The organism is Streptomyces sp. SudanB52_2052, assembly GCF_964272415.1.
Lineage (GTDB): Bacteria > Actinomycetota > Actinomycetes > Streptomycetales > Streptomycetaceae > Streptomyces > Streptomyces olindensis.
Window position 1 is genome coordinate 6,671,894 of sequence record NZ_OZ186796.1, and the last position, 19,347, is coordinate 6,691,240.

General features: G+C 72.1%; 18 protein-coding genes. 13 read left to right on the top strand and 5 right to left on the bottom strand.

All coding sequences use genetic code 11. From position 1 onward, the window contains the following. Positions 1 to 47: 47 nt before the first annotated feature. A complete protein-coding gene (locus ACSUPV_RS29840) occupies positions 48 to 1,190 on the top strand; it encodes a glycosyltransferase family 4 protein (RefSeq protein WP_037765792.1) in 1,143 nt (380 codons plus the stop codon). A 165-nt stretch (positions 1,191 to 1,355) separates the two neighbouring features. Then, positions 1,356 to 2,942, top strand: coding sequence for a GMC oxidoreductase (locus tag ACSUPV_RS29845; protein ID WP_359790246.1), 1,587 nt, complete (start codon positions 1,356 to 1,358; stop codon positions 2,940 to 2,942). A gap of 13 nt (positions 2,943 to 2,955) precedes the next feature. Here the strand turns inward: ACSUPV_RS29845 and ACSUPV_RS29850 are convergent, their stop codons facing one another. Further along, positions 2,956 to 4,752 (bottom strand): AMP-dependent synthetase/ligase, encoded by a 1,797-nt coding sequence (locus tag ACSUPV_RS29850; RefSeq protein ID WP_037765786.1) that lies wholly within the window; start codon positions 4,750 to 4,752, stop codon positions 2,956 to 2,958. A 296-nt stretch (positions 4,753 to 5,048) separates the two neighbouring features. Here ACSUPV_RS29850 and ACSUPV_RS29855 point away from each other — a divergent pair, with 296 nt between their 5' ends. The 6 genes from ACSUPV_RS29855 to ACSUPV_RS29880 all read left to right on the top strand — a co-directional run bounded on the left by ACSUPV_RS29855 (position 5,049) and on the right by ACSUPV_RS29880 (position 10,342). After that, a complete protein-coding gene (locus tag ACSUPV_RS29855) occupies positions 5,049 to 5,846 on the top strand; it encodes a metallophosphoesterase family protein (protein WP_051649090.1) in 798 nt (265 codons plus the stop codon). A gap of 111 nt (positions 5,847 to 5,957) precedes the next feature. Then, positions 5,958 to 6,398, top strand: a complete 441-nt coding sequence (locus ACSUPV_RS29860; protein ID WP_037765784.1) for an SRPBCC family protein — start codon at positions 5,958 to 5,960, stop codon at positions 6,396 to 6,398. A gap of 222 nt (positions 6,399 to 6,620) precedes the next feature. Beyond that, a complete protein-coding gene (locus ACSUPV_RS29865) occupies positions 6,621 to 7,790 on the top strand; it encodes an ArsA family ATPase (protein ID WP_436948912.1) in 1,170 nt (389 codons plus the stop codon). A gap of 101 nt (positions 7,791 to 7,891) precedes the next feature. Further along, positions 7,892 to 8,392 carry a DUF5304 domain-containing protein gene (locus ACSUPV_RS29870; protein WP_382611144.1) on the top strand — a complete coding sequence of 167 codons (501 nt, stop codon included), beginning with the start codon at positions 7,892 to 7,894 and terminating at the stop codon, positions 8,390 to 8,392. Between the two features lie 132 nt (positions 8,393 to 8,524). Further along, positions 8,525 to 9,478, top strand: coding sequence for an ROK family glucokinase (locus ACSUPV_RS29875; protein WP_020272969.1), 954 nt, complete (start codon positions 8,525 to 8,527; stop codon positions 9,476 to 9,478). A 105-nt stretch (positions 9,479 to 9,583) separates the two neighbouring features. Further along, positions 9,584 to 10,342 (top strand): endonuclease/exonuclease/phosphatase family protein, encoded by a 759-nt coding sequence (locus ACSUPV_RS29880; RefSeq protein ID WP_031115797.1) that lies wholly within the window; start codon positions 9,584 to 9,586, stop codon positions 10,340 to 10,342. Here the strand turns inward: ACSUPV_RS29880 and ACSUPV_RS29885 are convergent. Together ACSUPV_RS29885 and ACSUPV_RS29890 are read right to left on the bottom strand one after the other, a co-directional pair. Further along, the gene (locus ACSUPV_RS29885; protein WP_359790252.1) at positions 10,339 to 10,950 is read right to left on the bottom strand and encodes a hypothetical protein; all 612 of its coding nucleotides are present in this window, start codon (positions 10,948 to 10,950) and stop codon (positions 10,339 to 10,341) included. The two genes, ACSUPV_RS29880 and ACSUPV_RS29885, sit on opposite strands and share 4 nt — an antisense overlap. After that, the gene (locus ACSUPV_RS29890) at positions 10,943 to 11,740 is read right to left on the bottom strand and encodes an alpha/beta hydrolase (RefSeq protein ID WP_031115794.1); all 798 of its coding nucleotides are present in this window, start codon (positions 11,738 to 11,740) and stop codon (positions 10,943 to 10,945) included. The genes ACSUPV_RS29885 and ACSUPV_RS29890 overlap by 8 nt, the downstream gene beginning before the upstream one ends. A gap of 202 nt (positions 11,741 to 11,942) precedes the next feature. On the opposite strand from ACSUPV_RS29890, the gene ACSUPV_RS29895 reads away from it, so the two are divergent. Genes ACSUPV_RS29895 through ACSUPV_RS29910 form a run of 4 tightly spaced genes read left to right on the top strand, consistent with a single transcriptional unit; the run spans position 11,943 to position 15,757 of the window. Next, positions 11,943 to 12,722 carry a lysophospholipid acyltransferase family protein gene (locus ACSUPV_RS29895; RefSeq protein WP_031115793.1) on the top strand — a complete coding sequence of 260 codons (780 nt, stop codon included), beginning with the start codon at positions 11,943 to 11,945 and terminating at the stop codon, positions 12,720 to 12,722. 28 nt (positions 12,723 to 12,750) lie between these two features. After that, a complete protein-coding gene (macS, locus tag ACSUPV_RS29900; protein WP_031115792.1) occupies positions 12,751 to 13,989 on the top strand; it encodes a MacS family sensor histidine kinase in 1,239 nt (412 codons plus the stop codon). Further along, positions 13,986 to 14,675, top strand: coding sequence for a response regulator (locus tag ACSUPV_RS29905; RefSeq protein WP_031115791.1), 690 nt, complete (start codon positions 13,986 to 13,988; stop codon positions 14,673 to 14,675). The genes macS and ACSUPV_RS29905 overlap by 4 nt, the downstream gene beginning before the upstream one ends. Positions 14,676 to 14,728: 53 nt before the next feature. Beyond that, positions 14,729 to 15,757 carry a 6-phosphofructokinase gene (locus ACSUPV_RS29910; protein WP_436948913.1) on the top strand — a complete coding sequence of 343 codons (1,029 nt, stop codon included), beginning with the start codon at positions 14,729 to 14,731 and terminating at the stop codon, positions 15,755 to 15,757. A 52-nt stretch (positions 15,758 to 15,809) separates the two neighbouring features. On the opposite strand, the gene ACSUPV_RS29915 is transcribed toward ACSUPV_RS29910, so the two are convergent. Together ACSUPV_RS29915 and ACSUPV_RS29920 are read right to left on the bottom strand one after the other, a co-directional pair. Then, positions 15,810 to 17,675, bottom strand: a complete 1,866-nt coding sequence (locus ACSUPV_RS29915) for a chorismate-binding protein (RefSeq protein WP_031115789.1) — start codon at positions 17,673 to 17,675, stop codon at positions 15,810 to 15,812. Positions 17,676 to 17,778: 103 nt separating this feature from the next. Then, positions 17,779 to 17,835 carry a trp operon leader peptide gene (locus ACSUPV_RS29920; RefSeq protein WP_078602827.1) on the bottom strand — a complete coding sequence of 19 codons (57 nt, stop codon included), beginning with the start codon at positions 17,833 to 17,835 and terminating at the stop codon, positions 17,779 to 17,781. A 96-nt stretch (positions 17,836 to 17,931) separates the two neighbouring features. Here ACSUPV_RS29920 and ACSUPV_RS29925 point away from each other — a divergent pair, with 96 nt between their 5' ends. Beyond that, the gene (locus tag ACSUPV_RS29925; protein ID WP_031115788.1) at positions 17,932 to 19,284 is read left to right on the top strand and encodes a class II 3-deoxy-7-phosphoheptulonate synthase; all 1,353 of its coding nucleotides are present in this window, start codon (positions 17,932 to 17,934) and stop codon (positions 19,282 to 19,284) included. Positions 19,285 to 19,347 lie beyond the last annotated feature (63 nt).

A 19,347-nucleotide genomic window follows, 5' to 3' on the forward strand; every position in this document is an offset into this window, starting at 1 on the left:
GTGCCGCCGCGCGGGGCCGCGAGGGGCGGTTCGGTAGGGTCGGCGGCGTGCGCAAGACCCTGATCGTGACCAACGACTTCCCGCCCCGGCCCGGGGGCATCCAGGCGTTCCTGCACAACATGGCGCTGCGGCTGGACCCGCGGGAACTGGTCGTCTACGCGTCGACGTGGAAGCGGAGCCGGGAGGGGATCGAGGCGACCCGCGCCTTCGACGCCGAGCAGCCCTTCACCGTCGTACGGGACCGCACGACCATGTTGCTGCCGACCCCGGGCGCCACCCGGCGGGCCGTCGGGCTGCTGCGGGAGCACGGCTGCACCGCGGTGTGGTTCGGGGCGGCGGCCCCCCTCGGCCTGATGGCACCGGCCCTGCGCGCCGCGGGCGCCGAGCGGCTCGTGGCCACCACGCACGGGCACGAGGCCGGCTGGGCGCAGCTGCCCGCCGCCCGGCAGCTGCTGCGCCGCATCGGGGACGCCACCGACACGATCACCTACCTCGGCGAGTACACGCGCTCCCGGATCGCGACCGCCCTGACGCCCGAGGCGGCCGCGCGCATGGCCCAGCTGCCGCCGGGCGTCGACGAGAAGACCTTCCACCCCGGCTCGGGCGGCGACGAGATCCGGGCCCGCCTCGGCCTGACGGACCGCCCGGTCGTGGTCTGCGTCTCCCGGCTCGTCCGCCGCAAGGGCCAGGACACCCTGATCCGGGCCATGCCCAGGATCCTCGCGGCCGAGCCGGACACCGTGCTGCTGATCGTCGGGGGCGGCCCGTACGAGAAGGACCTGCGGCGGCTCGCGCAGGAGACCGGCGTGGCCGCCTCGGTCCGCTTCACCGGCGCCGTCCCCTGGTCCGAGCTCCCCGCCCACTACGGCGCCGGCGACGTCTTCGCGATGCCCTGCCGGACCCGCCGCGGCGGCCTCGACGTGGAGGGCCTCGGCATCGTCTACCTGGAGGCGTCCGCGACGGGCCTGCCGGTCGTGGCCGGCGACTCGGGCGGCGCCCCCGACGCGGTCCTGGACGGCGAGACGGGCTGGGTGGTGAGGGGCGGCTCCCCCGAGGAGGCCGCCGACCGCATCACCACCCTCCTCGCCGACGCCGAGCTGCGCCGCAGGATGGGGGAGCGGGGCAGGGAGTGGGTCGAGGAGAAGTGGCGCTGGGACCTGCTGGCCCAGCACCTCAAAGACTTGCTTTAGGGCAATAGGGGCGCGAGGAACTGCGCGAGAAACCACAGACAACCCGCACCCGCCCGCAAGGATCAAGCGGCACCCCACTAGGCGGAACCCGAAAATCCGCCGATGCTGCCCAACATGACAGCAAACCTGACGAACCGTCACCTGACAAGACGTCAAATCCTCGGCATGGCAGCCCTGCAAACGGCAGCCACCCTCGGCTTCACCCGCGTCGGCCTCGAAAGCGCCCGAGCCGCCCAGCCCGACGCGGTCGACACCGCCCCCGCCATAGTCGTCGGCTCCGGCTACGGCGGCGCCGTCGCCGCCCTCCGCCTCGCCCAGGCCGGCATCCGCACCCTCGTCCTGGAGATGGGCCGCCTCTGGAACACCCCCGGCCCCGACGGCAACGTCTTCTGCTCCACCCGCACCCCGGACCAGCGCTCCATGTGGTTCCGCACCCGCACCGAGGCCCCCCTCGGCACGTTCCTCTGGCTGGACGTCGTCAACCGGGACATCAGCCGCTACCCGGGCGTCCTGGACCGCGTCCACTTCGCGCAGATGTCGGTGTACGTCGGCCGGGGCGTCGGCGGCGGCTCCCTGGTCAACGGCAGCATGGCGGTCACCCCGCCCCGCGCGTACTTCGCCGAGCAGTTCCCCACCGTCGACGCCGACGAGATGTACGGCACGTACTTCCCGCGCGCCCGCGCCGCCCTCGGCGTGAACACCGTCGACCCCTCCTGGTTCGAGTCGACGGACTGGTACCGCTTCACCCGCGTCTCCCGCAAGCACGCCGAGAACGCCGGCCTGCGGACCACCTTCGTGCCGAGCGTCTACGACTTCGGCCACATGCAGCGCGAGGCGGCCGGCACCGCCCCTAAGTCCGCGCTCGCCGGGGAGGTCATCTACGGCAACAACCACGGCAAGCGCAGCCTCGACAAGACCTACCTCGCCGCCGCCCTCGGCACCGGCAAGGTCACCCTCCACACCCTGGAGAAGGTGCGCGCGATCAGCAGGGCGCCGGACGGCACCTACGTCCTGACCGCCGACCGCATCGACGCCACCGGCCGGGTCGTCGAGACGAAGGAGTACGGCTGCACGTACCTCTTCCTCGGCGGCGGCAGCCTCGGCACCACCGAACTGCTGCTGCGCGCCCGGGAGACGGGCACCCTGCCCGACCTCCCCGCGAGCGTCGGCACCGGCTGGGGCACCAACGGCAACGTGATGCTCGGCCGGGCCAACCACCTGTGGGACACGGTCGGCGCGAACCAGTCGACCATGCCGGTCATGGGCATCGACGACTGGGCCAACACGGCGAACCCGGTGTTCGCCGAGATCGCCCCGCTGCCGACGGGCCTGGAGCACTGGGTGAGCCTCTACCTGGCGATCACCCGGAACCCGGAGCGGGCGTCGTTCTCCTACGACACCGGCTCGGGCGAGCTGCGCCTCGGCTGGACCGCCGCCCACAGCGCCCTCTCCGTCGCCATGGCCAAGAAGCTGTTCGACCGCATCAACGCGGCCAACGCGACGATCTACCGGTACGACCTGTTCGGCTCCGGCAGCAAGGTCTTCGCCGACGACTTCACGTACCACCCGCTGGGCGGCTGCGTGCTGGGAAAGGCGACCGACGGCTACGGGCGCGTGAAGGGATACTCCAGGCTGTACGTCACGGACGGCTCACTCGTGCCCGGCTCGCTCGGGGTCAACCCCTTCGTGACCATCACGGCGCTCGCCGAACGCACGATGGCGCGGGTCCTCGCCGAGGACACCGCGCCCTAGCCGACCCGAGGGGTCACTTCGCGTAGATCGCCTCGATCTCGTGCGCGTAGTCCTTCGCCACCACGTTCCGCTTCAGCTTCAGCGAGGGCGTCAGGTGGCCCGACTCCTCCGTGAACTGGGAGGACAGAATGCGGAACTTCCGCACCGATTCCGCCTTCGACACCGCGGCGTTGCCGTCGTCGACCGCCGCCTGGATCGCGGCCAGCAGGTCCGGGTCCTCGCACAGCGACGCCGCGGTGGAACCCGCCGGCTTGCCGTGGTCGGAGCACCAACGGCCCAGGAACTCCTCGTCGATGGTGACCAGCGCGCCCACGAACGGCCGCCCGTCGCCCACCACCATGCACTCCGCGACCAGGGCGTGCGCCCGGATGCGGTCCTCGATCACGGCCGGGGCGACGTTCTTGCCGCCCGCGGTGACGATGATCTCCTTCTTGCGGCCGGTGATCCTGAGGTAGCCGTCCTCGTCGAGGGTGCCGATGTCACCGGTGTGGAACCAGCCGTCGGCCAGCGCCTCCGCGGTAGCGCCCGGGTTGTTCCAGTACTCCTTGAACAGGTGCTCGCCGTGCAGCAGCACCTCACCGTCGTCGGCGATCCGCACCACCGAGCCGGGCAGCGGCTGCCCGACCGTGCCGATCTTCTGCCGGTCCCAGGGGTTGAACGCCGTCGCCGCGCAGGACTCGGTCAGGCCGTAGCCCTCCAGCACCGTGAAGCCGATGCCGCGGAAGAAGTGCCCGAGCCGCTCGCCGAGCGGGGCGCCGCCGGAGATGGCGTACTCGCCCCGGCCGCCGAGGACCGCGCGGAGCTTGCTGTAGACCAGCTTGTCGAAGGTCTTGTGCTTGATCCTCAGGCCGAAGGACGGTCCCGAGGGGCTGTCCAGCGCCTTGCTGTAGGCGATCGCCGTGTCGGCGGCCTTGTCGAAGATCTTGCCCTTGCCGTCGGCCTGCGCCTTGGCGCGCGCCGAGTTGTAGACCTTCTCGAAGACGCGCGGCACACCGAGGATCAGGGTCGGGCGGAACGCGGCCAGCTCGTCGGTGAGGTTCTTGATGTCCGGGACGCAGCCGAGCTTGATCGGCGCCATCATCGGCGCGATCTGCACCAGCCGGCCGAAGACGTGCGCGAGCGGCAGGAAGAGCAGCACCGAGCACTCGCCCGTGCGGAACAGCGGACGCAGCCGCTCCACGATGTTGCCGCACTCGGCGAAGAAGCTGCGGTGGGTGAGCACACAGCCCTTGGGGCGGCCGGTCGTGCCCGAGGTGTAGACGATGGTCGCCGGGTCGTCCGCCTTGGCGATCGAGCTGCGCTCCTCGACCGTCTCGTCCGTGACGTCCTGGCCGAGCCGGCCCAGCTCGTCGAGGCCGCCGCCCTCGATCTGCCACACGTGCTTGAGCGCCGGCAGCCGGTCGCGCACCGACTCGACGGCGGCCGCGTGGGCCTCCGTCTCCACGAGGCAGGCGGTCGCGCCCGAGTCGCCGAGGATCCACTGCACCTGCTCCGGCGAACTGGTCTCGTACACCGGCACGGTCACCGCGCCCGCGCTCCAGATCGCGAAGTCCAGCAGCGTCCACTCGTACCGGGTGCGGGACATCAGGCCCACCCGGTCGCCCGGCTGGACCCCGGCCGCGATCAGCCCTTTCGCGGCCGTGCGCACCTCGGCGAGGAAGGTGGTGGCCGTGACGTCCTGCCAGGAACCGCCGACCTTGCGGGCGATCACGGCGACGTCCGGGTGCTGCGCGGCGTTTCTGCGGACGATGTCGGTCAGATTGCCGTCCGCAGGGACCTCGTACAAAGCCGGAAGGCTGAACTCGCGCAAGACTGCTGCTCCTCATAGGGCGCCGGCGCCACGACGGTGTGTGCTGCGACGGTGCGGTCCAAGGCTCGGGCAGGTGCTCGGACATTCACTTGTTGAAATGCAGAGCACGACTGGACTGCCCGGACGTTACCCGCCGGTATGGCGTCTCCGACAGGGGGTCCCGTCGAGATGTTCGCTGCGTCACACAGTTGGGTATTCCTTCGCGCACAGTAGTCCACGGACTAAATCACTGGCCAGTAACCGCAGGTAGGGCCGTCACTGTTCACGTATGCCGCACAGGCTTACGCTTGATCGTCATGGCACCCACACCAGCCGGAGACACAAGGACACGCGTGCACGTCGTCAGCGACGTGCACGGCAACGCCCGTGACCTGGCCAGAGCCGGCGAGGGCGCCGACGCGCTGATCTGCCTGGGCGACCTCGTCCTCTTCCTCGACTACGCCGACCACTCGCGCGGCATCTTCCCCGACCTGTTCGGCGTCGAGAACGCCGACCGCATCGTCGCGCTGCGCACCGCCCGGCGCTTCGAGGAGGCCCGGGAGTTCGGGGCCCGGCTGTGGGCCGGCATCGGCGCGGACCGGGCCGCGGTGATCGAGAAAGCGGTGCGCAAGCAGTACGCGGAGCTGTTCGCCGCCTTCCCCACTCCGACGTACGCCACCTACGGCAACGTCGACATGCCGCCCCTGTGGCAGGAGTACGCCGGCCCCGGCACGACCGTCCTCGACGGCGAGCGCGTCGAGATAGGCGGCCGGGTCTTCGGCTTCGTCGGCGGCGGCCTGCGCACGCCGATGCGGACGCCGTACGAGATCAGCGACGAGGAGTACGCGGCGAAGATCGAGGCCGTCGGCGAGGTCGACGTGCTGTGCACGCACATCCCGCCCGAGGTCCCCGAACTCGTCTACGACACCGTCGCGCGCCGCTTCGAGCGCGGCAGCCGGGCCCTGCTGGACGCCATCCGCCGCACCCGGCCCCGCTACTCCCTCTTCGGGCACGTGCACCAGCCGCTGGTGCGGAGGATGCGGATCGGGGCAACCGAGTGTGTGAACGTGGGGCACTTCGCGGGGACCGGGACGCCCTGGGCGCTGGAATGGTGAAGGCCTCCCAGGTCGGGTGAGATCGGCGGGTCCCGTGCGCGGTAGCCTTCACGCTGCACACACGTGCGCAGGACGACCTCTTACCGGCCCGCATCTGGAGGAGCCACGGCGATGGCGGAACACACCAGCTCGAGCATCACCATCGAGGCGGCCCCGGCCGACGTCATGACGGTCATCGCCGATTTCGCCCGCTACCCGGACTGGACCGGCGAGGTGAAGGAGGCCGAGGTCCTGAAGACCGACGAGCAGGGCCGCGCCGAGCAGGTCCGTCTCGTCATGGACGCCGGCGCGATCAAGGACGACCAGGTGCTGGCGTACACCTGGACCGGTCAGAACGAGGTCTCCTGGACGCTGGTGAAGTCCCAGATGCTGCGCTCCCTCGACGGCACGTACATCCTGAAGCCGGCGGGGACGGGGGGTACGGAGGTCACGTACGCGCTGACCGTCGACGTCAAGATCCCCATGCTCGGCATGATCAAGCGCAAGGCGGAGAAGGTCATCATCGACCGGGCGCTGGCGGGGCTGAAGAAGCGGGTGGAGTCGGGCAAGTAGGGGTCGCGCCGCAGGGGGCCTGTGCTGTGCCGGGTGCGGGCCGGCTGTGGCTCGTCGCGCCCACGCGGCGGAGCCGCATGGTCAACACAGCCCCGCGCCCCTGAGGTTCTCAGCTGCGGGCAGTCGTGCCGCTGGGGCGGCACGGGTGGGCGCAGCGCACCCCGCAGTGCCGGGTTGCGCACCACCCGGCCCGAGCGTCGACGCCGGGTACCGTTCACCCCCATGCGCACCCTCCTGATCACCGGCCCCGGCGGCAGCGGTCGTACCACCCTCGCGGCCGCCACCGCCCTGGCCGCGGCGGCCGACGGCACGGACACCCTCGTGCTGTCCGCCGACCCGACGGACACCCTCGGTGCCGCCCTGGGCGTCCCGACCGGCCCGGCCCCGGTCGAAGCCGCCCCGCACCTCACCGCCTGGCGCCCCGACCCCGCCCGGGACTTCCGTTCGGACCTCACCGCCCTCCAGGAACGCGCCTCCTCCGCACTGGACCTCCTCGGCGCCTCCCGCCTCGACCCGGAGGAACTCACCCCGCTGCCCGGCGCGGAGGAACTCGCCCTGCTGCGCGCCCTGCGCGACGCCGCGCTGTCGGAGAAGTACGGCCTCCTCGTCGTCGACCTCCCCCCGGCTCCGCAGGCCCTCGCCCTCCTCGCCCTGCCCGAGGAACTCCGCCGCTACCTGCGCCGGCTGCTCCCGCCCGAACGGCAGGCGGCCCGCGCCCTGCGCCCCGTCCTGGGTCGGCTCGCCGGTGTTCCGATGCCCGCGGAGTGGCTGTACGAGACGGCGGCCCGCTGGGACCTGGAACTCGCCGCCGTGGAGGCGGTCGTCGCCGACCGCGACACCGTCGTACGGCTGGTCGCCGAGCCCGGCCCGGCCGGTGCCGACGCCGTCCGCACCGCCGGCCTCGGCCTCGCCCTGCGCGGCCTGCGCACCGACCTCGTGGTCGCCAACCGCGTCCTGCCCGAGGCCTCCCCGGACACCTGGCTGGCAGGCCCGGTCGCCCAGCAGCGCAAGACGCTGGAGGAGTGGCGGGAGGTCTGCGCCGTCCGCACCGTCGCCCACCTCGGCCGCGACCCGCGCGGCACCGACGACCTCACCGCCCTGGCCGTGCCCGGCCCCGACGCGGACGCCGCCGCCGTGGAATGGCCCGTGCTCGACCGGCTCGGCACGGACGGCGTGCTCGTCTGGCACATCCCGCTGCCCGGTGCCATACGCGACGAACTGGACCTCGTCCGGCGTGGCGACGAACTCGCCGTCACAGCGGGCCGGTTCCGCCGTATCGTCCCGCTGCCCTCGGCGCTGCGCCGCTGCACCGTCGACGGCGCCGCCCTGCGCGAGGACGTACTGCGCATCCGCTTCGCACCCGACCCGAAGCTCTGGCCGCGGAGCCTGTGAGACCCGGCGGCGGACACCGCGAAATGCCCGGCCCCGGGCCGTGAACCCGGTCCGTCCGTTCGGGTAACGTCGGAGGGACGAACCGTAGTCAGGAGTCCGTCATGAGCGAAGAGCTCCCCCCGCCCGGCGAGGCCCGCGAAGACGCCGTGGACGAGGTGCGGGCGACCGACGCCGACGCCTGGGCGACCGCGTGCGCCGAGGACCTCGAGGCGGAGCAGGCCCGCCGCCGCACCCAGTACGGCCCGCCCCCCGGCTCGGCCGCCGAGGAACTGAAGAAGCTCGTCGACGCCGTCGCGGACAAGCTGTCCGGCATCCAGTCCCCGCTGTTCGGCGCGGTCGCGGGGCCCGCCGCCCAGCAGGTCGTGCGCCAGGTCGTCCAGCAGGCCAAGGAGGCCGTGGAGCCCGTCATCGAACGCAACCCGGACGTCTTCGACCACCTGGCCGCCGCCGGGAACGAACTGCTCGCCGCCTACCGCTCCGCCGTCCAGGCCCAGGAACGGCGCTGGACCGGCCGCGACGACCGTGACGACCCCCGTGACCAGGACGAACGCCGTGACCGCGGTGACGAGGGCGGCCCCGGGGAGCGCATCGACCTCGACTGAGTCCCGAGTCCCCGAAGAGCGGCGGACAGCGCGACGCCGCCCGGTGTGCCCAGCGTGCGGACGAGGCGAACCCGACGGCGGGGCCTCGGGTACCGTTGGCCGTAGCGGGGCTCGACCGAAACTGAGGGATTCATGGGACTCACCATCGGCGTCGACATCGGCGGCACGAAGATCGCGGCCGGCGTGGTCGATGAGGAAGGCAACATCCTCTCGACCCACAAGGTGCCGACCCCGGGCACGCCCGAGGGCATCGTGGACGCCATCGCCTCGGCGGTGGAAGGCGCACGCGTCGGACACGACATCGTCGGTGTGGGCATCGGCGCCGCCGGCTACGTGAACCGGCAGCGCTCCGAGGTCTACTTCGCGCCCAACATCCACTGGCGCAACGAGCCGCTCAAGGAGAAGGTCGAGGCCCGCGTGGGCCTCCCGGTGGTCGTCGAGAACGACGCGAACGCCGCGGCGTGGGGCGAGTACAAGTTCGGCGCCGGCAAGGGCCACCGCAACGTCATCTGCATCACGCTGGGCACGGGCCTCGGCGGCGGCATCATCATCGGCAACAAGCTGCGCCGCGGGCACTTCGGCGTGGCCGCCGAGTTCGGCCACATCCGCATGGTGCCGGACGGCCTGCTGTGCGGCTGCGGCTCGCAGGGCTGCTGGGAGCAGTACGCCTCCGGCCGCGCCCTCGTCCGGTACGCCAAGCAGCGCGCCAACGCCACCCCCGAGAACGCCGAGATCCTGCTCGGCCTCGGCAACGGCACCCCCGACGGCATCGAGGGCAAGCACATCTCCATGGCCGCCCGCCAGGGCGACCGTGTGGCCGTCGACTCCTACCGCGAGCTGGCCCGCTGGGTCGGCGCGGGCCTCGCCGACCTCGCCTCCCTCTTCGACCCCTCCGCCTTCATCGTCGGCGGCGGCCTCTCCGACGAGGGCGAACTGGTCCTGGGCCCCATCCGCAAGTCCTACAAGCGCTGGCTGGTCGGCGGGAACTGGCGCCCGGTCGCCGAGGTCCGCGCCGCGGAACTGGGCAACAAGGCGGGCCTGGTGGGAGCGGCGGACCTGGCCCGCGAACCCGACCCGATCATGTAAAACGCCCTGCCTTGGGGGGGCGCGGGGAACTGCGCGATCAGCCACACACGACCGGCACTCGCGCACCAACCCCGCGCCCCGAGCCATGGGGCGTAAATTGATCACATGTCGCTGCTCCCCAACTCGCGTACAGAACCCGACGGTTCCGCAGTCATCAGGGTCCTCAGCTACAACATCCGTTCCATGCGCGACGACACCGCCGCCCTGGCTCGTGTCATCAGGGCGTGCGAGCCCGACCTGGTCCTCCTCCAGGAAGCCCCCCGCTTCTTCCGCTGGCGCAAGAAACTCGCCCGCCTGGCCCGCGCCTCCGACCTGGTGATCGTCACCGGGGGCGCCACCACCACGGGGCCGGCGATCCTCAGCTCGCTCCGCGCGAGCGTCGAACGCACGGAGGACGTCCTCCTGCCCCGCACCCCCGGCCTGCACCGCCGCGGCTTCGCCACCGCCGTCGTCCGCTTCGCCGGCACCCGCCTCGGCGTCCTGAGCTGCCACCTGTCGCTCCAGAAGGACGAGCGCCACGAGCAGGCCCGCATGCTCCTGGACCGCCTGGCCGGCCTGGGCGCGGAGCACGCGATCGCCGGCGGCGACCTGAACGAACGCCCCGACGGTCCGGCCTTCCGCCTGCTGGCCGAGGGGCTGACCGACTGCCGGGCCGCCGCACCCTGGGGCGGCGGGCACACCTGGACCCCCGCCGACCCCTACCAGCGCATCGACGCGATCTTCGCGACCAAGGGCATCGAGGTCCTGGGCTGCGGCGTACCGCTCGGGCAGCCCGGGGTGACCGAGGCAGACCTGAGGGCGGCCACGGACCACCTTCCGGTCCTGGCCGCCCTCAGAATTCCCGCCGCACAGGGCCTGTCCTAGACGACCGCCCCGCGCCCCGGGTCGTCGTCCTCCTCGTCGTCCGTCCGCATCCGCATCACCAGCGTCGCGAACCCGCCGAGGAAGCCGCCGATGGCCAGCGTGGCGAGCCACCAGGTCATGTCCCAGCCGAGCACCACGGCCAGCAGGAGCAGCACCGGCCCGCCGAGCACCCCGAGCCAGGCGAACTTCGCGGTGGGATCGGCGGACGGCAGCGGGGGCGGCTCCGGCGGCACGAAGTGGCCCTCGTCGTCCTCGTCGAAGTCGTCCTCGGTGGGCTCGGGCGTCGAGTAGTCACGCGGGCCGACGCCGGGCGCGAAGGAGACGGAGCCGCCCAGTGGCTTGGCCGGCTTCTCCGCGGGCTCCTTGGCCTCCGGCCCGTCGGGCTCGGCGGGCTTCGCGGCCTCCCCGGCCGTGTCCACCCGGTCGTCGTTGGTCGCGGCCTCCAGCAGCGCCAGGTCCTCGACGGACTTGAACGGCTTGGCGCCCGGCGGGTCCGGCGGCTCCTCGCCGTACCCGGCGACGATCGCCGCCCAGGCGGCCTCCTCGTCGATCGGGACGCCCTTCTCGTCCGGCTCCCGGCCCTCGCGGTCGGAGTCGTGCTCAGCCACCTGCGGTCGTCCCTTCCTTGCCGAGACCGGGCTCCTTGACGAGGCCGGGTGCGAGCCGGTCGATGAACGCGAGGCTCTCCTCGTGGATCCGGTCCGCGTCATGGTCCAACGTGGCCACGTGGTAGCTCTGTTCCAGGATGACCTCTTTCACGTCGGTGGACGAGATGCGGCTGAGGATGCGGGCCGAGTCGGCGGGCGGCACCACATGGTCCTGGGGGCTGCGCAGCAGCAGCACCGGCTGCGTGACCTGCGGCAGCTCGCGGTCGGCGGCCTGGAAGAACTGCCGCAGGGAGTGCGCCGCGTGCAGCGGCACCCGGTCGTAGCCCAGCTCCCTGCTGTCCGGCTTGGCGATGTCGCTGGCGATGCCCTTCGTCGCCGGGACGAAGTGGCGGACCACGGGGAGGGCGTGCGCTGCCAGGCCGTGCACCTTGTTCGCCGGGTTGACGACCATCACGCCGCTGACGGCGTCGCCGTGCTTTCCGGCCAGCCGCAGGGCCAGGGCGCCGCCCATGGACAGACCGGCCACGAAGACCTTCTCGCGGCGCTCGCACAGCAGGCGCAGCTCGCGGTCGACCTCCGCGTACCAGTCCTGCCAGCCGGTGATCCGCAGGTCCTCCCAGCGCGTGCCGTGCCCGGGCAGCAGCGGCAGGGAGACGGTCAGGCCGTGCTCGGCGAGGTGCTCCGCCCAGGGGCGCAGCGACTGCGGTGATCCGGTGAAGCCGTGGCAGAGGAGGACGGCGACCTCCCCGCCCTCGTGGTGAAACGGCTCGGCTCCGGCAAGGACCGGCACCTTCGGCCTCCTGGTCGTGAGAAGGGACTGACACGATCACGGATAGTCACGGAACGTCATGGAAGGCGTCGCACGTCGTTCGCGGGACCTTCACCGTACGCGACCGCACTGACACCGACCAGGGCCGTCGGCGCCTTTGACAGCGCTCCGGGTTAAGGTCTGAACGACACATACAGGAGGCACTCGGTTGTTGTACGGCGCGATGAAGGTCACCGTCGGGGGTCCGCTGAAGCTCGCCTTCAGACCCTGGGTGGAGGGCCTGGAGAACGTACCCGCCGAGGGCCCGGCGATCCTGGCGAGCAATCACCTGTCGTTCTCCGACTCGTTCTTCCTGCCCGCCGTCCTCGACCGCAAGGTCACCTTCATCGCGAAGGCCGAGTACTTCACCACGCCCGGTGTGAAGGGCCGGCTGACGGCCGCCTTCTTCAAGGGCGTCGGCCAGCTGCCCGTGGACCGCTCCGGTGCGCGCGGCGCGGGTGAGGCCGCCATCAGGAGCGGCATCGAGGTGCTGGAGCGCGGCGAGCTGTTCGGGATCTACCCGGAGGGGACGCGCTCGCCCGACGGGCGGCTCTACCGCGGCAAGCCGGGCGGCCTCGCGCGGGTGGCGCTCGCGACCGGCGCGCCCGTCCTCCCGGTCGCCATGATCGACACGGAGAAGATCCAGCCGCCCGGGAAGATCATGCCGAAGCTGATGCGGCCCGGCATCCGGATCGGCAAGCCCCTGGACTTCAGCCGCTACCAGGGCATGGAGCACGACCGGTTCGTGCTGCGCGCGGTGACCGACGAGGTCATGTACGAGATCATGAAGCTCTCCGGCCAGGAGTACGTCGACATGTACGCGACGGCCATGAAGCGGCAGCTCGCGGAGGCGGCGAAGGCGGAGAAGGAAGCCGAGAAGGCGGCCAGGGCCGCGCTCGCCAAGGCGGAGAAGGAACAGGCCGAGAAGGAAAAGCAGTCGGAGCGGCGGCGGACCGAGCCCTAGACAGGGGCTGGGGCCAGGGGTGGGGGAGATGGCCAGGCGCGAGCGTGTCATGAGGATGTCGGTCGAGCAGCCGCTGTGGCGTGCGCTGACCGCCTATCGGGTGCTCACGATGCTGTACGCGGTCGGCCTGTTCGCCACCGCCCACGACGAGTTCGCCCGCCCCTGGGTCGCCGTCGCCTACTTCGCGGTGCTCGGGGTGTGGACGCTGGCCACCCTGCCCCGGGTCGCGAACGCCGCCGGCTGCACCAAGCGGTTCCTCACCGCCGACCTCACCATCGCCATCGCCGGCATCCTGCTCACGCCCGTCGCCGACGCGCACGAGCGGGTCCAGGCGGGCGGCCCGACCCTGCCGTCGATATGGACCGCCGGTTCCGTCCTGGCCTTCGCCATCAAGGGCGGCTGGCGCTGGGCGGCCCTCGCCTCCAGCCTGGTGGCCGCCGCCAACCTGGTCGAGCGCGGCAGCCCGGCCCGCGACACCGTCCACAACGTCATCCTGGTCTGCATCGCCTCCATCGCCATCGGCTATGTCGTCGAGGTCGCCCGCGCCTCCGAGCGCACCCTCGCCCGTGCCCTGGAGATCGAGGCCGCGACACGGGAGCGGGAGCGCCTCGCCCGGGACATCCACGACAGCGTCCTCCAGGTGCTGGCGATGGTGCAGCGGCGCGGCGCGGTGATCGGCGGCGAGGCGGCCGAGCTGGGCCGGATGGCGGGCGAGCAGGAGGTCGCGCTGCGCACCCTCGTCTCCGGCGGGCTGGTGCCCGTGTCGCGGGTCTCCGAGGACGCCGCCGAGGGCGCGGTCGTCCGGGCGGTCGAGGAAGGACCGGACGAGGAGGAACCGGCCGGCGGCCCCGTCGACCTGCGCGCCCTGCTCGCCCCGTACGCCGGGGCCCGGGTCAGCCTCGCCGAGCCGGGCGCGCCCGTGCGGCTGGCGCCGGTCGCCGCCCGGGAGGTGGCCGCCGCGGTCGGGGCCGCCCTGGACAATGTCCGCAAGCACGCCGGGGAGCAGGCGCGCGCCTGGATCCTGGTCGAGGACGAGCCGGACGAGGTGATCGTCACCGTCCGGGACGACGGGCCCGGCATCCCGGAGGGGCGGCTCGCCCAGGCCGAGGGCGAGGGGCGGCTCGGTGTCGCCCTGTCGATCCGCGGCCGACTGCGCGACCTCGGCGGCAGCGCGGAGCTGATCTCCGTGCCGGGTCAGGGCACGGAAGTCGAGCTGAAGGTACCGAAGGACGTGAAGGACCCACGGGGGAAGGCGGAGCGGCGATGACGGAGAGCGGCGGGGAGCGGCGGGACCCGATCAAGGTCATGGTGGTCGACGACCACCCCATGTGGCGCGACGCGGTCGCCCGGGACCTCGCCGAGTCCGGCTTCGAGGTGGTCGCCACCGCGGGCGACGGCGACCAGGCCGTGCGCCGCGCCAAGGCCGCCGCGCCCGACGTCCTCGTGCTCGACCTGAACCTGCCCGGCAAGCCCGGCGTCCAGGTGTGCAAGGACGTCGTCGCCGCGAACCCCGCGCTACGCGTCCTGGTGCTGTCCGCGAGCGGGGAGCACGCCGACGTCCTGGAGGCCGTGAAGTCCGGCGCGACGGGCTACCTGCTGAAGTCGGCCTCCACGGAGGAACTCCAGGACGCGGTCCGCCGCACGGCCGTCGGCGACCCCGTGTTCACGCCCGGCCTCGCCGGACTGGTCCTCGGCGAGTACCGCCGCCTCGCCTCCGAACCCGCCCCCGCCCAGGACACCGACGAACCGAAGGCGCCCCGGCTCACCGACCGCGAGACCGAGGTGCTGCGCCTGGTCGCCAAGGGCCTGAGCTACAAGCAGATCGCCGAACGCCTGGTCATCTCCCACCGCACGGTGCAGAACCACGTCCAGAACACCCTCGGCAAGCTCCAGTTGCACAACCGCGTCGAACTGGTCAGGTATGCGATAGAGCGCGGCCTCGACGACGAGTGAGGCGCACGTCACACTGACCCTTCGTCAGGCACCTGCGGCGAAGGGACTGTTCCATGCGCGTCGGAGTACTGACCGGAGGCGGCGACTGCCCCGGCCTCAACGCCGTCATCCGGGCCATCGTCCGCAAGGGCGTGCAGGAGTACGGCTACGACTTCACCGGCTTCCGGGACGGCTGGCGAGGACCCCTGGAGAACGACACCGTCCGGCTCGACATCCCCGCCGTGCGCGGCATCCTGCCCCGCGGGGGAACCATCCTCGGCTCCTCCCGGACCAACCCGCTGAAGGAACGGGACGGCATCCGCCGGATCAAGGAGAACCTCGCCGGGCTGGAGGTCGAGGCGCTCATCGCCATCGGCGGCGAGGACACCCTCGGCGTGGCCGCCCGCCTCTCCGACGAGCATGGCGTGCCCTGCGTGGGCGTCCCGAAGACCATAGACAACGACCTGTCCGCCACCGACTACACCTTCGGCTTCGACACCGCCGTCGGCATCGCCACCGAGGCCATCGACCGGCTGCACACCACCGCCGAGTCCCACATGCGCGTCCTGGTCGTCGAGGTGATGGGCCGCCACGCCGGCTGGATCGCCCTGCACTCGGGCCTCGCCGGCGGCGCCAACGTCATCCTCATCCCCGAGCAGCGCTTCGACGTGGAGCAGGTGTGCGCCTGGGTGACCTCCCGCTTCCGGGCGTCGTACGCGCCGATCGTCGTCGTCGCCGAGGGGGCGATGCCGAAGGACGGCGACATGGTCCTCAAGGACCAGTCTCTGGACTCCTTCGGGCACGTCCGGCTGTCCGGCGTGGGCGAGTGGCTGGCCAAGGAGATCGAGAAGCGCACGGGCAAGGAGGCCCGCACCACGGTCCTCGGCCATGTCCAGCGCGGCGGCACCCCCAGCGCCTTCGACCGCTGGCTCGCCACCCGCTTCGGCCTGCACGCCATCGACTGCGTCCGCGACCGCGACTTCGGCTCGATGGTCGCCCTGCGCGGCACCGACATCGTCCGCGTCCCCATCGCGGAGGCGACGGCCCGCCTGAAGACCGTGGACCCGAAGCTGTACGAGGAGGTCGGGGTGTTCTTCGGCTGACCACCGCACCTCCGGTGCCGGCCGGGGCCGCGCGGCCCCGACCGGCCCGGTGTCAGACCGAGGGCGCGCCCGTGCCGCGCAGCTGCCCCACCAGCTCCCGCACGACCCGCGCCCCGTTCAGCGTCAGCACCGACTCCGGGTGGAACTGCAACCCCGCGAAGCCGGGCCCGCGCAGGGCGTGCACCTCCCCGTTCGCGGCACGGGAGACCTCCACGCCGTGGGCCGTCAGCTCGGCCGCCGCCTCGTCGTCGCAGCGCGCCACGAAGCTGTTGTAGAAGCCGACGGTCTCCCGCCGCCCGAACAGCTCGATCTCCGTCTGCGCCCCCTGGTACGGCACTTCCTTCCGGACGATGTCCAGCCCCAGCTCGGCCGCGATCAGCTCGTGCCCGAGGCAGACGCCCAGCACGCCCCGCCGTTCGCCCCCGATCACCTCGGCGGTCAGGGCACGCAGGAACCGCATCTTCGGATCCGCCAGGTCGGACGGGTCCCCGGGCCCGGGCCCGAGCACCACCGGCCCCTCGTGCCCGAGCACCGCCTCCCGCAGCCCCGGCTCGTCGTACCGCCGCACGGTCACCTCCAGGCCGCCGGCGCGCAGCACGTGCGCGAGCATCGCCGTGAAGGTGTCCTCCCCGTCGACGACCAGGGCGTGCCCGGCGAGTTCCGCGGACCGCTCCTGCATCCGCAGCCAGAACGGGGCGAGGGAGGCCCGGCGCCCGTCCAGCGCGGCCCGGACCCGCGGGTCCTCCGCCAGCCCCGGCCGTGCGGCCTCCGCACGCGGCCGGGCCGGACGCACGCCCAGGGCCGCCAGCACACCGGCCGCCTTCGCGTGGGTCTCGGCCACCTCGCTCACCGGGTCCGAACCCCGCACCAGCGTGGCACCGACCGGAACCCGCAGGTGCCCGTCCGAGGCGATGTCGGCGGTGCGGATCAGGATGGGGGAGTCGAGGGTCTGCGCCCCGCCCGAGTCCCGGCCGAGCAAGGCCAGCGCACCGGCGTAGTACCCGCGTCCGCCGGCCTCGTGCCGCTCGATGACCCGGCAGGCGTTCTGCACCGGCGACCCGGTGACAGTCGCCGCGAACATGGTCTCCTTCAGCACCTCCCGCACGTCCAGCGAGGACTTGCCGCGCAGTTCGTACTCGGTGTGCGCCAGGTGCGCCATCTCCTTGAGCCGCGGGCCGATCACGACCCCGCCCATGTCGCCGACGGTGCACATCATCTTGAGCTCCTCGTCGACGACCATCGACAGCTCCTCGATCTCCTTGCCGTCGGCGAGGAAGTCCAGCAGGTGCTCTGGCGTCGGCCCCTCGGCGGGGTAGCGGTAGGTGCCGCTGATCGGGTTCATGACGACCGTGCCGCCGGACATCCGCACATGCACCTCGGGGCTGGCCCCGACCAGCGTCCGGTCCCCGGTGTGCACGACGAACGTCCAGTACGCGCCCCGCTCGCCCTCCAGCAGCCGCCGGAACAGCGCCAGGGCGTCGGCCCGCCCGAACCCGGGGATCTCGCCCTCGTACGTCCGGCGGATCACGAAGTTGGCGCCCTCGCCCCGGCCGATCTCCTCCTCCAGCACGCGCCCGACGATCCGCGCGTACTCCTCGTCGGGGACGTCGAAGCCACCGTCATTGACGCGGACCTCATGCGTCGGGAGCTGCTCCAGGGCCTCGGCGAGGGGGACGCCGTACGACTCCTGGGGCGTGAGCGCCAGCAGGGGCGTGCCGTCGTCGCGGATGTCGAAGCCGCGCTCGCGGATCTGCCGGAAGGGGACGAGCGCGAGGCTCTCCTCGGGGAGGTCGGCGAGCCGGTCGTACGCGGCGACCGGGCCGATCAGGACCTCGACCAGGTCATGGTCGTGGCCGGGTGTGCGGCGGCGGAGCAGGGCGAAGGGACGGGAGTCGTCCAGCAGCTGTGCCAGGTCCATGGTTCCTCTTCCGTCGAATCACGTCGATGTCGGTGAGGAACGACCCGGGAAACACCGAAGGCCGCCCCTCGGGCGGCCTTCGCGAAGTCTTCTGTACGCGCAGTCAGCGGGCCGCCGGATGAGCGGTCCACCACCAGGTCTGGATCGAGTGCGCGAACATGCGACGCACCCTACCCCATGTCCGAGGGGTGTACCCGGTGTCTCAATTGCTGGGCATGGGTCAGGACGCCCGACACGACCCCGTAATGTTGAGGTCGTGACCGTGAACGCTAAGACCAGCGCGAGTGCTGGCAACACCTGGCGAGACCTGCCCGCGGCGCAGCAGCCCGAGTACCCCGACCCCGAGGCTCTGCGCGCAGTCGTTGCGGACCTCGAGTCGTATCCGCCGCTCGTCTTCGCGGGCGAGTGCGACCAGCTGCGCGCCCGGATGGCGGCCGTCGCCAAGGGAGAGGCGTTCCTCCTCCAGGGCGGCGACTGCGCCGAGGCCTTCGACGCGGTGTCCGCGGACCACATCCGCAACAAGCTGAAGACGCTGCTCCAGATGGGCGCCGTGCTCACGTACGCCGCGTCCGTGCCGGTCGTGAAGGTCGGCCGCATCGCCGGCCAGTACTCCAAGCCGCGCTCCAAGCCGACCGAGACCCGCGACGGCGTGACGCTGCCGACGTACCGGGGCGACTCGGTCAACGGCTTCGACTTCACCGAAGAGGCCCGCGTCCCGGACCCCGAGCGCCTGAAGCGGATGTACCACGCCTCGGCCTCCACGCTGAACCTGGTGCGCGCCTTCACCACCGGCGGCTACGCCGACCTGCGCCAGGTCCACGCCTGGAACCAGGACTTCGTGAAGTCGTCCCCGTCGGGTCAGCGCTACGAGCAGCTGGCGCGCGAGATCGACAACGCGCTGAACTTCATGCACGCCTGCGGGGCCGACCCGGAGGAGTTCAAGACGGTCGAGTTCTACGCCTCGCACGAGGCGCTGCTGCTCGACTACGAGTCCGCCCTGACCAGGGTCGACTCGCGCACCGGGCAGCTGTACGACGTCTCCGCGCACATGGTGTGGATCGGCGAGCGCACCCGGCAGCTGGACCACGCGCACATCGAGTTCGCCTCGAAGATCCGCAACCCGATCGGAATCAAGCTGGGCCCGACGACCACGGCCGAGGACGCGCTGCAGTACATCGAGCGCCTCGACCCGGAGCGCGAGCCGGGCCGGCTGACGTTCATCGTCCGCATGGGCGCCGACAAGGTCCGCGACAAGCTCCCCGAGCTGGTCGAGAAGGTCACCGCCTCGGGCGCGACCGTGGCCTGGGTGACCGACCCGATGCACGGCAACACCTTCGAGGCGGCCTCCGGGCACAAGACCCGCCGCTTCGACGACGTGCTCGACGAGGTCAAGGGCTTCTTCGAGGTCCACAAGGAGCTCGGCACGCACCCGGGCGGCATCCACGTGGAGCTGACCGGTGACGACGTCACCGAGTGCGTGGGCGGCGGCGACGAGATCTTCGTCGACGATCTGCACCAGCGCTACGAGACGGCCTGCGACCCGCGGCTCAACCGCAGCCAGTCGCTCGACCTGGCGTTCCTCGTGGCGGAGATGTACAGGGACCAGTAACGGGTCCGCCCGTTACCGGGCATCGACTGGGGCGCGGATCACATACGATCCGCGCCCCTCTCG